Here is a 13,548-nt window from a genome sequence, read left to right on the forward strand (position 1 = left end):
GCAGCGCAGCCCCATGCCAGCCTTCAGAACGTGTAATCCAGCGTCGCAAAGTACGAACGCGGTGCCCCCAGCAGCCACTGGTCGCTGGTATAGACGTAGGACGCCGCGTACTCACGGTCGAACAGGTTGTTCACTTGCAAGCCCAGGCGCACATCCGGCAACACCTGCCAGCCCAGATTGGCATCGACCACCGTATAGCCAGGTACGCTGTTCTCATTGGCCGCGCTGTCGTAGCGCTGGTCCACGTAACGCACACCCAGGCCGGCATCGACCTGTCCAAACCCCTTGCTCAGCCACAGGTTGGCCGTGCGACTTGGCACGTTGCCCGGTCTGTTGCCAGCGCGATCCACCACGCCGCTTCCGGTGTTCTCGAGATAGTCATCGAACTTGGCGCGCACCACTGCAGCATTGGCCGAGACCTGCCACTGGTTGGCCAAGGCCAGTTCCACCGTCGCCTCCAGGCCATCGGAGGTCTGTTGGCCCGCTTGCTGTACGCCGTGATTCACGGGGTCGGCAACCAGCAGTTTCTTCTTGACGATGTGGTAGGCCGCCAGCGTCCACTCGCCACGGCCCTCCCAGAACCGTTGCTTGAGGCCCAGCTCGGTCTGCTTGGCTTCGGTCAGGTCGTAGCGTTGCTCCGGGCGCAGGGTCAACAAATCGCCTACGCCATCCTCGCTGGTCGAGTATTGCCCGTACAGCGACAAGTCGTCGTTGACGGCGAACACCAGCCCGGCACGCCAGTTTCCGCCTGGCAGGCTGCGCTCGCTGCGGGTGTCGTTGACCAGATCGTTACGCTCGATGTGATTCTGGTCGCGGCGGATACCAGTCACCAACGACAGGCGCTCGGTCAGCTCGGTGCGGTTCTCGGCGAACAGGGCAAAGGTGTGAGTGGTGGACAATGTCTGTGGGCGTGTCGGCGACAGGCTATGGAACCTGCCAGGGGCGGGATGCCAAGGGTCGAGCGGGTCTGTGATGCCATCGTCGTAGGGCGCGTTGCTGTCGACGTTGAAGCGGATCTTGTTGTATTCGGCGCCGACCAGCGTCGTGCTGGCCAGGCCAAACAGATCATAGTCAAAGGTCAAGCTCTGGCGGTCGCCGATCTGCTCTTGGTTGTGCTTGATCTCAAGGAAACTGCCGCGCTCCAGCCGGTCTTGATCACCCTTCCAGGCGTAGGTTTCGGCATTGCGCCAATGCCGGCGGCTTTTGATGTAGTACAGCTGGTTGCTGGCCGACACGCTGTCGCTGAGGGTCCAGTCGGTGTTCAGCCGAGTCCATTCGTCGTGGTAGCGCTGGACGTCGTTTTGGATGTTGTAGTTCTTCTTGCGCAGACTGCTGCGGTAATGCCCGTCGATCAGCGGCGTGCCGTAGTAGTTGGCAGGTTCTGCATCGCCGCGCTCGTGGGCCAGGGTGAAGCTCAGGTCATCGGTGGCGTCGAAACGCAGCGCGGCGCTCAAGGCCAGGCTGCGCGAGTCGGTACGGTCGACCCAGCCGTTGCCGGCCTGCTGGTTGACCGTCATCCGGTAGCTCAGACGCTCGCTCAGGCTGCCGCCGCTGTCCAGGCCGAGCTGTTGACGGTCCCAGGATCCGTAGCCCAAGCGCAGCCGGTTGTGGACGTCGCCGGCGAAAGGTTTTTTCGGAATCACGTTCACCACCGCCCCGGTGGCGCCTTCGCCATACAGGACCGAGGCCGGCCCGCGGAGGATGTCGATGCGCTCGACCATCCACGGATCGACCGGGAAGGTCAGCGTACCGGCGCCGCTGTACAGGCGCGAGCCGTCGAACAGGGTCATCACCGAGCTATGGCCTTCGAAGCCCCGGGCCGAGAGGCCGGTGTCGCCATCGCCGGGGCTGCCGGTGAAGCTGATGCCTGGCGAGCGGGTCACGGCGTCCTGGACGGTGAGGTTGTTGCGCCGCTCGATCTGTTCGGCGCTGAGGGTGCTGGTGCTGGCCGGGGTTTGCAGGGCGCTCAGGTTCAGGCGCGATCCGGCATCGGTCGGGGTGGCCAGATCGATGGCCGGCGCGTCGTGGGTGTCGGTGATGGTCGTCGAAGGCAGGGCCAGCACGGGATTGTGCTGTTCATCGGCCACTGCCGGAAGGGCAACGGCCAGGCAGGCCGCCAAGGTATGAAGCGTGTAGGTACGGGACATGTCGTTCCACTGCTGCAGGAATGAATGGATCCCGGTGGAAACAACGCAAAGACAAGCGAACGCGCACGCAAGGGGCGTGCGCGAAGACCGGCCTGCGCCCGCCCACCGCGGGTTTGCCAATGTGAAGTTCCAGGCCGGTCTCCGGGCTTGCGAGGGTCATGAAGCCTTCACCTTCCCATGCAGGCGCACAGTGGTCTGTCGAAGGATTCGCTCGCTTACCGTTGCGGGGGCAGCGCCGGACTTGTCGTAGGGACGACGCACCGGCTTCCCGTTTCACCCTGCGCGCGGCGGCGCAGGACACCTGAAACTGGCACGCATCTGACCATCGATCGGGTGGGCAGTCAATGCGCGGGGGAAAGGCGAGGGCTCAGCGCCCGCGTCGGCGCGAGACCCGCGCCTCGATATTCTTGCGCCCGATCAGCAGCGCGGGCTTTTCCACCACCGGCTCGTCCGCCAGCCATTTGTACATCACCAGGCAGTCCACCAACCCCAGTTGGGCATGGCGGTACGCCTTGGGCAGCCGGCCGACGGTCTCGAAGCCGAGCTTGTGCCACAGCGCCACCGCCACTTCGTTGGTAGCCACCACCGAGTTGAACTGCAGCGCCAGGAAACCTTCCTGGCGGGCCAGCTTCTGTGAGTGTTCGCACATCAATCGGGCCACGCCACGGCCACGAGCGGCCTCGCTGACCATGTAGCCGCAGTTGCCCACATGGCTGCCAGGGCCGGCGGCATTGGCCTTGAGGTAGTAGGAACCCAGCAACCCGCCGTCCTGCTCGGCCACCAGGGTGCGCAGGGGCAGATCCAGCCACAGCTGGCGGGCCTGCTCGAAGGTCAGTGCGGGGTCGAAGGCGTAGGTCTGGCGGGCCTGGACGATGGCCTGGAAGGTCGGCCAGAAACGGTCGAAGTCTTCCGGGGTCATGGGGCGGATCTGGATCATGGCGGCTCCTGCGGGCTGGACCGCCAAGTCTGGGTGGCTTGGCGCCGCCGCGCAAGGGCGACGACGCCGGTCGGGTTCAACTGCCGGCTTTGCCCACGGCGTCCATGGCGCGGGCCGAATAGACCAGCGCGGCGCCGGCGTTCATCGCCACGGCCACGCCGAGTGCCTCGGCGATCTCTTCACGGGTGGCGCCTTGCTTGACCGCCTGTTGGGAGTGCACGGCGATGCAGCCGTCGCAACGGGTGGTCACGGCGACGGCGAGGGAGATCAGCTCGCGGGTCTTGGCATCGAGGTGGTTGGTCTTGGCACCGGCGCCGCTGGCGGTCATGTAGCCGGCCACGGTGTCCGGAGACAACTGCTTGAGATCGCCGATGCCGGCCATCAACTGCTTACGGTAGGCGTCCCAGTCCATCATGCTCATCGTCTTCACCTTGGGAAGGTTGCGGAGTGGAGCTTTCAGGCTAGTCGAAGTTTTCGGCAAGGGACGGGCTTGTGTCGCGATGGGCCGCGAAGCGGCCCATTGGCATTTCAGATGTAGATGAAGAACAGCACCAAGGCTGCGACCACCGCCCACTTTTCCAGGTAGTAGCGGGTGCGGTTGCGCTTTTTCAGCGCTTTGCCGCGCTCGCGGATCTTGTAGATACGGGTGAACAGGCGGTTGATGCCGCCGGTCTTGTCATTGGCGTCGTTGGGCGCGGCGGCGGCGGCCATGACGTTGCGGCTGAACCAGCGGTTGAAGGCGGTCGCCCAGCGGTACTTGAGCGGGCGCTCGACGTCGCAGAACAGAATGATGCGATTGTGCTCGGTGGTGTTGGCGGCGTAGTGGATGTAAGTCTCGTCGAACACCACCGCTTCGCCGTCGCGCCAAGCGTACTTTTCGCCATCCACATCGATGTAACAGCCGTCGTCGTTCGGCGTGTCCAGGCCCAGGTGGTAGCGATAGGAGCCGGCATACGGATCGCGGTGACGCACGAGCTTGGCGCCTGGCGGCAGGGTGGCGAACATGGCGGCCTTGACCGTGCCGATACCCTGCAGCAGCTCGGTGGTGCGGGGGCACAGCTTCATCGCAGAAGGATGGCTCTCGCCGTACCACTTCAGGTAGAAGCGCTTCCAGCCGGTCTTGAAGAACGAGTTGAAACCGACATCGTCATAGTTGTCGGATTTCTTGATCTCGCCGACGTGCAGTAACTGCTGGGCTTCTTCGCGGATTTCCTGCCAGTGGTCCTTGAGCGGTTGCAGCTCAGGGAAGGCCTCCACCGGCAAGTAGGGCTTGGCCGGGTGTTTGGAGAACAGGTACAGGAAGGCGTTGACCGGCGCCAGGAAACTGGAGTGATCGCCCAGCTGGCGGGTCAACTTGTGGCGAACCCGACCGCGCAGGTGGACATAGGCGATCGAGAGGACGAATAGAAGTACTAATGCAATTTTCATGGACGGCTGCTTGTCAAGATGGCCATGCTTCGTGGCTTGAGCCCGCCAGCATAAACAATCATGCGTCGGCTTTATAGAATTAATCTCACATTGCCAGGCAGACATTCGTACGATAAGCCCCGTTCGTGCCGTGTGCCCCGGCCTAGACCTTTTCCAGGAGGGAATGACCAATGGCATTCGTCGAACGCGACAAGGGCCAGCCCTTCAAGCGCCTGTTCTTCGCTCTGACGGTCAGCGATGCCCAGCGCCGCGCCATTGCCCAATGGCGGCGCGCGCTGGCGCTGCGCAGTGGCAAGCCGGTGCCGGCGCAGAACTTTCACCTGACATTGTTGTTTCTAGGCGATGTGGATGTCGCCCAGGTGCCCGCCCTGTGCGCCGCCGTGGATCAGCTCAAGCGTCCAGAGGCGCCGATACGTCTGGTGCTGGATCGTCTACAAGTGTGGCATCGCGCCAGTGTCTTGGTCCTTGAGCCCCAGCAGACGCCTCCGGCCTTGGGTCAGTTGGTCTACGCCCTGCAACAGGCAGCCTTGCCGTTGGGCGTCGCCGAGCAGACCCGCGAGTACCGGCCACACCTGACGCTGTCCCGCGATTTTCGCGCCCAGGTGCCGGAGTCTTCCACGGCGCCGGAGTTTTTCCTTGCCGCGCGCTCGTTCGTGCTCTACGAGTCGCGCAAGGGCGCCTATTGGCCACTGGCCGAGTGGCCTTTGGAAGGCTGAGGCCAGCACAGGCTTCATGGTTGTGAGACAGGGGCTTGACGCGTACCATGCCGAGCATTCCTTTCAATAACAAACCGCACGGCACTGGCCAGCATCGGCACGTGGCGTGTGGCTTTTCGTCTTGCCTGCGGAGATCAACAACCCATCCATGAACGGACCTACTCCAAGCGTCTTGCCCACCACCGCGCAAAGCGGCAGCTGGCTCAGTGTCATCGCCCTGGCGCTGGCGGCCTTCATCTTCAATACCACCGAGTTCGTACCGGTGGCGCTGCTCAGCGACATTGGCCACAGCTTCGACATGAGCACCGCCCAGGTCGGTCTGATGCTCACCATCTATGCCTGGGTAGTGGCGCTGGCCTCGTTGCCCATGATGCTGATCACCCGCAACATCGAGCGTCGGCGCCTGCTGTTGTTCGTCTTTCTGGTGTTCATCGTCAGCCACCTGTTGTCGTGGCTGTCCCAGAGCTTCGCCATGCTGCTGGTCAGCCGTATCGGCATTGCCCTGTCCCATGCGGTGTTCTGGGCCATCACCGCGTCGCTGGCGGTGCGCGTGGCCCCCCCAGGCCAGCAGGCCAAGGCCCTGGGCCTGTTGGCCACCGGTACCACCTTGGCCATGGTCATGGGCATTCCGCTGGGACGCGTGGTGGGCGAGGCTTTGGGCTGGCGGGTGACCTTCCTCAGCATTGCCGGTGTGGCACTGGCCACCTTGCTGTGCCTGGTGAAGTCGCTGCCGCTGCTGCCGAGCCAGAACTCCGGTTCCCTGCGCAGCCTGCCGATCCTGTTCAAACGCCCGGCACTGGTGATCACCTACCTGCTGGTGACGTTGGTGATCACCGCGCAGTTCACCGCCTACAGCTACATCGAGCCGTTTGCCTTGCACGTTGCGCAGATCGGCGGCGAGCGCACGACGCTGTTGCTGCTGTTGTTCGGCGGGGCCGGGGTGTTCGGGTCGCTGTTGTTCAGCCGCTACAGCGACCGCTTCCCCCATGGGTTCCTGGTGGCGGCCATCGCATCCCTGGCCGCGTGCTTGCTGCTGTTGCTGCCGCTGTCGGGCAATTTCTATGTGTTCGCGGCCTTGAGCATGGTCTGGGGCGTGGCGATCCTGAGCTTCAGCCTGTCGTTGCAATCGAAGACTCTGAAGCTGGCGTCGGACGCCACCGATGTGGCCATGGCGCTGTTCTCGGGGATCTACAACATCGGCATCGGCGGTGGTGCCCTGCTGGGGAGTATCGTCAGCAGCCAACTGGATGTGACGTACATCGGCGTGGTCGGTGGCAGCGTTGCGGTGGTGGGGCTGGTGCTGGCGGCGGCGAGTACGGCGCGGTTTCGCCAGGCGTTAGGCAAGTAGACGCAGGCGCTCTTGAATCCGGCGGCGAAGCAGACGGTGCTGAGCAGGCTGATCGCATCAAGTGTCGTCGGGCTGCAACGCCGCGAAGCGCTCGCGTAGCCACAGATGCAACTGCGAAACCGCAGGCGACAATTGCTTGCGGTGGGGGCACACCAGAGTCACGGGTGTGGGCTCGCCGGGGTGCTCGGGCATCAGGATTTCCAGCTCGCCCGCCGCCACGTTGGCACTCACATCCAGCCATGACTTATAGACGATCCCTTCGCCTTCCAGAGCCCAGCGCCGCACCACGTCGGCATCGTCGCTGAACAGTGGGCCGCGTACCTGTACGGTGCGGCTGCCCAAGCGCCATTTGTCGTAGACCCGCCCCAGTTGCAAGTAGAGCAGGCAGGCATGCTGCTGGAGCTCTTCGGGCGTGCGCGGCCGGCCGTGGCGGGCCAGGTAGTCAGGGGAGGCCACCAGTACCCGACGGTTCCAGGGCGCCAGGGGCAGGGCAATGTAGTTGGCCTCGGCGTTCAGGCCGTAGCGAATAGCCACATCCACCGGATCGCGGGAAAAGTCGGCGACCTGGTCGGAAAGAAAGAACCGCAGGCTCAGTTCTGGGTGTTCGCGGCGAAACGCACTGAGCCAGGGCAGCAGGATGTTGCGCCCAAGGTCCGAAGGCGCCGACACCTGCAGCACGCCACGCAGGCTGCTGTGTGCGCCGTGCAGGTTGTCGCGCCCTTGGCGCAGGGTGTCCAGCACGCTCTGGGCGGTGGGCAGGTACAGCTCGCCCTCGGCGGTCAGGCGCAGGCTGCGGGTGGTTCGGGCGAACAGGCGCACATCCAGCTCGCGCTCCAGGCGCTTGATCGCTGCCGCCACTTGTCCCGGCAGCAGACCCGCTTCATGGGCGGCGGCGGTGAAGCTGCCCAAGGCGCTGCTACGCACGAACAGTTCGAGATCGGTAAGACGCAGCATTTTCACTCCAGCGATGAAAGTGTTGCTGCATTGTGCGGGTTTTTCTTTTTAACGGGAAAGATAAGATGCGCCACACATCCGTTCTCTTGAGGAGTTGTCCTGATGGATACCGTTGCCCTGGCCAAGCGCCGCTACACCACCAAAGCCTACGATGCCGCACGCCGCATTCCCCAGGCCACTGTCGATGCGCTGCTCGAACAATTGCGCCACAGCCCGTCGTCGGTCAACTCGCAGCCCTGGCACTTCGTCATCGCCGACAGCGCCGAGGGCAAGGCGCGCCTGGCGAAGGCCGCTGATGGGCGTTTTGCCTACAACTCGCCAAAAATCCTCGACGCCTCCCATGTGATCGTGTTCTGCACCCGCACCGACATGACCGAAGCGCACCTGAATGCCTTGCTCGAGCAGGAACAGGCCGATGGACGATTCCGCGACGAGCAGGCCCGTGCCGGGCAGGACGCCAGCCGTCGTGGCTATGTGAATCTGCACCGCTTCGACCAGAAGGATCTGCAGCACTGGATGGAGAAGCAGACCTACCTGGCCTTGGGCACCGCGCTGCTCGGCGCCGCTGCCCATGGCCTGGACGCAACGCCTATCGAAGGGTTCGACAGCAAGGTGCTGGATGCGGAACTGGGCCTGCGCGAGCAGGGTTTCACCAGTGTGGTGGTGCTCGCCCTGGGCTATCGCAGCGAGCAGGACTTCAATGCCGGGCTCAACAAGTCGCGTCTGCCGGCTTCCACGGTGTTCACCTTCCTCTGAGCCGAGGGGCTAGTCGTCAGGCTCCTGTGACAGGGGCCTGGCCACATGCTCCAGCGCGCGGCGTTCGGCGGCGATGCCCCAGCGTGCTTGCACCAGCGCGGCGATGATCATCAGGCTTGCGCCGATCAGGTAGCCGTACAACACGTTGATGCGCTCGCCAGTCTCGATCAATGCACCGAACAACGCGGGTCCGATCAAACCGCCCAGCCCGGTGCCGAAGGCATAGAACACGGCGATGGCCAAGGCACGGATTTCCAGGGGAAAGGTCTCGGACACGGTGAGATAGGCGGAGCTGGCGGCGGCGGAGGCGAAAAAGAAAATCACCATCCAGGCTGCCGTTTGCTCCGTGACATCGAGCAGGCCTTGCTCGAACCCATACCCGCTGATGGCCAGCAGCACACCGGATACCAGGTAAGTGGTGCTGATCATCACCCGCCGGCCCAACACATCGAACAGTCGCCCCAGCAGCAACGGCCCGCAGAAATTGCCCAGGGCGAACGGCAGCACGTACCAGCCGATACGCTCGGACGGCACGCCATAGAAATCGGTGAGCACCAGTGCATAGGTGAAGAAAATCGCGTTGTAGAAAAACGCCTGGGCACTGAGCAACGTCAGGCCGACCAAGGCCCGGCGTCGATGGACGACGAACAGGCTGTGCATGACCTCGCCCAAGGGCGTGTGGTCGCGTGTGCGCAGGCGCAAGGGTGGGGCGTCGAGGGATGGCAGTACGGCGCCACTTCCGCGCAGCTGGTGTTCGATGTCGCTGACGATGCGTTCGGCGCGCTCGGGTTGCCCGTGGACCATCAACCAGCGCGGGCTCTCCGGGATCCATAGGCGCATCAGCAGAATCGCCAGGCCCAGCAGCGCACCGATACCGAAGCACAGTCGCCAGCCCAGATCGCCGCCGATCCAGGCCGGATCGAGCAGAATCACCGCGCCGATCGCACCCAAGGCAGCCCCCAGCCAGAAGGTGCCGTTGATCACCAGATCCACCCAGCCGCGATAGCGCGCGGGGGTGAACTCCTGGATGGTCGAGTTGATGGCGGTGTACTCGCCACCGATGCCGGCCCCGGTGAGAAACCGGAACAGTAGAAAACTTGCCAGGTTCCACGAAAACGCCGTGGCCGCTGTAGCGCCGATGTACAGCGCCAGGGTGACGAAGAACAGCCTGCGCCGGCCCAGGCGGTCGGTCAGCCAGCCGAAGAGCAGGGCTCCGAGCACGGCGCCGGCGATGTAGGCGGCGCCAGCCAGACCGATATCGGTGTTGCTCATGTGCAGCGCCGGGCTGTCTTTGAGGGCTCCTGACACCGAGCCTGCCAGGGTGACTTCCAGGCCGTCCAGCAACCAGGTGATGCCCAGCGCTATCACCAGCAGTGTATGAAAGCGGGTCCAGGGCAGGCGGTCGAGACGGGCGGGAATGTCAGTATGGTAAAGGCGCTCGGTCGAAGAGCAGGGCGAGCGTTGGGTCACCAGAAGGGGCTCCGAGGCTGGCGGTGTGTGCCTGGCAGTGGAGCTCATTTCAGGGGGCGGAGTTCATTTCAGTTCGCGGGTAAACCCGCCCCACCTGGTCCGCTGTGCCTGTGGGAGTGGGTTTACCCGCGAACAGGTCGGGACTGTCACCACAAGGCGACAGATGCAGCGTTCACCACCCGCCCGAACACCTCGATGGCCTTGTCCACCTCGGCCTCGCAGGTGAAGCGCCCAAGGCTGATCCGCACGCTGTTGCGTGCCTGGGCTTCGTCCAGACCCAGGCTCAGCAGGACGTGGGAAGCGGCATCGCTCGCCGAGCTGCACGCCGAAGTCGAGGACAGGGCCAGTTCGCTGGCCAATGCCGCGCTGTTGAACCCCTTGGCGTCGATGCACAGGTTCAAGGTATGGGGAATGCGTTGTTGCGGGCAGCCATTGAGGCGCACCCCGGGCAGTGCGAGCAGGCCACGGCGCAGGCGTTCGCTGAACTGGACGATGCGTTGGTGCTCGCTGTCGCCGGGCCCGCCGGCAAGGGCGAAGGCGCTGCCCATGCCGACGATCTGGTGGGTCGCCAAGGTCCCGGACCGCAGGCCGCGCTCATGGCCGCCGCCGTGCATCTGGGCGCGCAGCACCGGGCGTGCGCGCGGGCCGACGTACAATGCACCGATACCCTTGGGTCCATAGACCTTATGCGCCGAGAACGACATCAGATCGACCGCCTGACGCGCGAGGTCGAGGGCGACCTTGCCCACTGCCTGGGCGGCATCCACGTGCAACAGGGCCCCATGGGCGCGCACGTGTTCGCCGATGGTGGCGAAATCGGTAAGGGTGCCCAGTTCATTGTTCACCGCCATCAGCGACACCAGGCGGGTGTCGTTGCGAAGCGCCGCCTGTACTGCCTGGGGTTGGATCAGCCCGCGTGCATCCGGTGCCAGGCGCGTGACCGTCCAACCGAGACGTTCGAGCTCGGCCACGGTATCGAGCACCGCTTTGTGCTCCAGTTCGCTGGTGATCAGGTGGCCTGGGTGGCCGACGCATTGGGCAATGCCCTTGAGCGCTAGGTTGTTGGATTCGGTGGCGCCGGAGGTCCAGACCAGGTCGGTCGGGTCTGCGCCTACGCGCTCGGCTACCTGGCGGCGAGCCTGTTCCACGAGCTCGCGGGCGGCCTGGCCATAGACATGGCCGCTGGATGCTGGGTTGCCGAAATGCGCTTGGTGGCCAAGGCAGGTGATCATGGCCTCGATGACGCGGGCATCGACAGGAGTGGTGGCGGCGTAGTCGAAGTAGAGGGGGGCGCTGGGCATGATGGGCGGGTCCGTGCAAGTTGCCGTGAAGTGGCGATCGATGTCCCATCGTACCCAGCGGGCGGAGATGCTTTTTGCCTTGTTGGCCGATTGTGCTCTGGCTTGAGGATCAATTTTTCTCTGGAGTCGATTCGTGTAGGAAAAATTTCTCCAACTAGGGAGCGGGAGGCCTTCCGGGCAGAGCTTCAGGCCGAGAGGGGCTGCTTTTCTTCTTCCGTCGTCACCCGTTCGCACAGGTCGATGATCTGCTCGCGCATCCAGCGGTTGGCCGGGTCCTGGTCGGTGCTTTCGTGCCAGTACAAGTGGGTTTCCAGCGGCGGCACTTCGACCGGCAGCGGCAAGTGGCGCAATTGATGGCGGCGGGCGAAGCGCTCGGGGACGGTCATCACCATGTCGGTCTGTTGCAATACCTGCGAAGCCATCAAGTAATGCTGTGAGCGCAGGGCGATCTTGCGCTGCAGGCCCATTTTGCCCAGGGCCAGGTCCACATAGCCCAGGCCGTTGCGGCGGCTGGAGATGTGGATGTGGGTCAGGGCAAGGTAGCTGTCGAGCGTGAGCTTGCCTTCGATCAGTGGGTGGCCGGGGCGCATTGCGCAAACGAAGCGATCTTGCATGAGCTTGACGTGGCGCACCTGCGGGTCGATGTTCAGCGGGGCGTCCACGGCGAAATCCAGGTGACCGGCGGCCAGTTCCTTGGTGGTCTCGCGCCGTTTGCACAGGAAACTTTCGATCACCAGCGCCGGGGCCAGGCGCCGCAGGCGCTGGAACAACGGCGGCAGGATCACCGCCTCGGTGAGGTCGGTCATGCTGATGCGGAAGGTCTTGTTGGCCTGCTGCGGGTTGAAGGTACGGCTTTCCTGCACCGAGGTGCGCAGCAAGGCCAAGGCGTTGCGCACCGGGCCGATGATGTTCTGCGCCATTGGTGTGGGCACCATGCCTTGGGCGGTGCGCACGAACAGCGGGTCGTTGAAGGTTTCGCGCAGGCGCGAGAGGGCGTTGGACACGGCAGGCTGGGTAATGCCGACGATCTGCCCGGCACGGGTCAGGTTGGCTTCGGTGTAGATGGCATCGAAGACGATGAACAGGTTGAGGTCGACCTTGCTGAGGTTCATGGCGCTGCTCTTTATAGGAATTATCGGCCGATCATATATTGCTTATGAATGTTAATACACGCGGAAAATAGACTAGGTGGATAGCGCCTCGGTGCTCTAGGCTCTGGCTCATGTTCTCAAGCCTGTGAAGGTAGCCCTGATGGATTTCGCCTATTCGCCCAAGGTCCAGGCATTGCGTGAGCGTGTCACGGCATTCATGGACGCCTATGTCTACCCAGCGGAGCCGGTGTTCGAACGCCAGGTCGCCGAGGGCGATCGCTGGCAGCCCACCGCAATCATGGAAGAACTCAAGGCCAAGGCCCGCGCCGAAGGCCTGTGGAACCTCTTCTTACCCGAGTCGGAGTACGGCGCAGGCCTGTCCAACCTCGAATACGCCCCCCTGGCCGAGATCATGGGGCGCTCGCTGCTGGGGCCGGAACCGTTCAATTGCTCGGCGCCCGATACCGGCAACATGGAGGTGCTGGTGCGCTATGGCAGCGAGGCGCAGAAGCGCCAATGGCTGGAGCCGTTGCTGCGCGGCGAGATCCGTTCGGCGTTCGCCATGACCGAGCCGGACGTTGCGTCCTCCGACGCCACCAACATGGCCGCCACGGCCGTGCGCGAGGGTGACCAGTGGGTGATCAACGGGCGCAAGTGGTGGACCTCCGGTGCCTGCGACCCGCGCTGCAAAGTGATGATCTTCATGGGCTTGTCCGACCCGCAAGGGCCGCGTCATCAGCAGCACTCGATGATCTTGGTGCCTACCGACACGCCGGGTGTGAAGATCGTCCGCCCGTTGCCGGTGTTCGGTTACGACGATGCGCCCCATGGCCATGCCGAGGTGCTGTTCGAGAACGTACGGGTGCCGTATGAGAATGTGATCCTGGGCGAGGGCCGTGGCTTCGAGATCGCCCAGGGTCGCCTGGGCCCTGGGCGCATCCACCACTGCATGCGCTCGATCGGTATGGCCGAGCGTGCCCTGGAGCTGATGTGCAAGCGCGCCGTCGAGCGCACGGCGTTCGGCAGACCGCTGGCTCGGTTGGGGGGCAATGTCGACAAGATCGCCGATTCGCGCATGGAGATCGACATGGCGCGGCTGCTGACCCTCAAGGCCGCCTACATGATGGACACCGTCGGCAACAAGGTCGCGCGCAGCGAGATCGCCCAGATCAAGGTGGTGGCGCCGAACGTGGCGTTGAAGGTGATCGACCGGGCGATCCAGATCCACGGCGGGGCCGGTGTCAGTGGCGACTTCCCGCTGGCCTACATGTACGCCATGCAGCGCACCCTGCGCCTGGCCGACGGGCCGGACGAAGTGCATCGGGCAGCGGTGGGCAAGTACGAGATCGGCAAGCATGTGCCCAAGGAGCTACTGCGTAGCGGTCACTGAACTGGGGCCG

The 13,548-nt window shown here is 64.1% G+C and carries 12 protein-coding genes and 1 riboswitch; of the genes, 4 read left to right on the forward strand and 8 right to left on the reverse strand.

All coding sequences use genetic code 11. The features are described from left to right. Positions 1–23 precede the first annotated feature (23 nt). The 4 genes from DQ397_RS10010 to lpxO form a co-directional block, all read right to left on the reverse strand. On the reverse strand, positions 24–2,147 hold the full coding sequence (locus tag DQ397_RS10010) for a TonB-dependent siderophore receptor (protein WP_043211613.1): 2,124 nt from the start codon (positions 2,145–2,147) through the stop codon (positions 24–26). 114 nt (positions 2,148–2,261) lie between these two features. After that, positions 2,262–2,467, reverse strand: a riboswitch (cobalamin riboswitch). A gap of 47 nt (positions 2,468–2,514) precedes the next feature. Beyond that, positions 2,515–3,084 (reverse strand): GNAT family N-acetyltransferase, encoded by a 570-nt coding sequence (locus tag DQ397_RS10015; RefSeq protein ID WP_043211615.1) that lies wholly within the window; start codon positions 3,082–3,084, stop codon positions 2,515–2,517. A 76-nt stretch (positions 3,085–3,160) separates the two neighbouring features. Then, positions 3,161–3,505, reverse strand: a complete 345-nt coding sequence (locus DQ397_RS10020; protein ID WP_043211617.1) for a carboxymuconolactone decarboxylase family protein — start codon at positions 3,503–3,505, stop codon at positions 3,161–3,163. A gap of 107 nt (positions 3,506–3,612) precedes the next feature. Further along, positions 3,613–4,512 (reverse strand): lipid A hydroxylase LpxO, encoded by a 900-nt coding sequence (lpxO, locus tag DQ397_RS10025; protein ID WP_043211619.1) that lies wholly within the window; start codon positions 4,510–4,512, stop codon positions 3,613–3,615. A gap of 170 nt (positions 4,513–4,682) precedes the next feature. On the opposite strand from lpxO, the gene thpR reads away from it, so the two are divergent. Then, positions 4,683–5,228 (forward strand): RNA 2',3'-cyclic phosphodiesterase, encoded by a 546-nt coding sequence (gene thpR / locus DQ397_RS10030; protein ID WP_043211621.1) that lies wholly within the window; start codon positions 4,683–4,685, stop codon positions 5,226–5,228. A gap of 148 nt (positions 5,229–5,376) precedes the next feature. Beyond that, positions 5,377–6,576, forward strand: coding sequence for a sugar transporter (locus tag DQ397_RS10035; RefSeq protein WP_043211665.1), 1,200 nt, complete (start codon positions 5,377–5,379; stop codon positions 6,574–6,576). 57 nt (positions 6,577–6,633) lie between these two features. Here the strand turns inward: DQ397_RS10035 and DQ397_RS10040 are convergent, their stop codons facing one another. Then, complete coding sequence (locus DQ397_RS10040; protein WP_043211624.1) at positions 6,634–7,530, reverse strand: LysR family transcriptional regulator; 897 nt, start codon at positions 7,528–7,530, stop codon at positions 6,634–6,636. 102 nt (positions 7,531–7,632) lie between these two features. On the opposite strand from DQ397_RS10040, the gene DQ397_RS10045 reads away from it, so the two are divergent. Then, a complete protein-coding gene (locus tag DQ397_RS10045; protein ID WP_043211626.1) occupies positions 7,633–8,286 on the forward strand; it encodes an oxygen-insensitive NAD(P)H-dependent nitroreductase NfsB in 654 nt (217 codons plus the stop codon). Positions 8,287–8,295: 9 nt separating this feature from the next. Here DQ397_RS10045 and DQ397_RS10050 read toward each other — a convergent pair whose 3' ends face one another. The 3 genes from DQ397_RS10050 to DQ397_RS10060 all read right to left on the reverse strand — a co-directional run bounded on the left by DQ397_RS10050 (position 8,296) and on the right by DQ397_RS10060 (position 12,169). Continuing rightward, entirely contained in the window at positions 8,296–9,756 is a 1,461-nt protein-coding gene (locus tag DQ397_RS10050) for an MFS transporter (protein ID WP_043211629.1), read from the reverse strand. Between the two features lie 146 nt (positions 9,757–9,902). Beyond that, positions 9,903–11,057, reverse strand: coding sequence for a cysteine desulfurase family protein (locus DQ397_RS10055; protein WP_043211631.1), 1,155 nt, complete (start codon positions 11,055–11,057; stop codon positions 9,903–9,905). Positions 11,058–11,242: 185 nt separating this feature from the next. After that, positions 11,243–12,169, reverse strand: coding sequence for a LysR family transcriptional regulator (locus DQ397_RS10060; protein WP_043211632.1), 927 nt, complete (start codon positions 12,167–12,169; stop codon positions 11,243–11,245). A 139-nt stretch (positions 12,170–12,308) separates the two neighbouring features. Here DQ397_RS10060 and DQ397_RS10065 point away from each other — a divergent pair, with 139 nt between their 5' ends. Then, positions 12,309–13,538: an acyl-CoA dehydrogenase gene (locus tag DQ397_RS10065; protein WP_043211633.1), complete on the forward strand. Its 1,230-nt coding sequence runs from the start codon at positions 12,309–12,311 to the stop codon at positions 13,536–13,538. Positions 13,539–13,548 lie beyond the last annotated feature (10 nt).

The organism is Pseudomonas sp. CK-NBRI-02, assembly GCF_008124495.1.
Taxonomy (GTDB): Bacteria; Pseudomonadota; Gammaproteobacteria; order Pseudomonadales; family Pseudomonadaceae; genus Aquipseudomonas; species Aquipseudomonas guariconensis.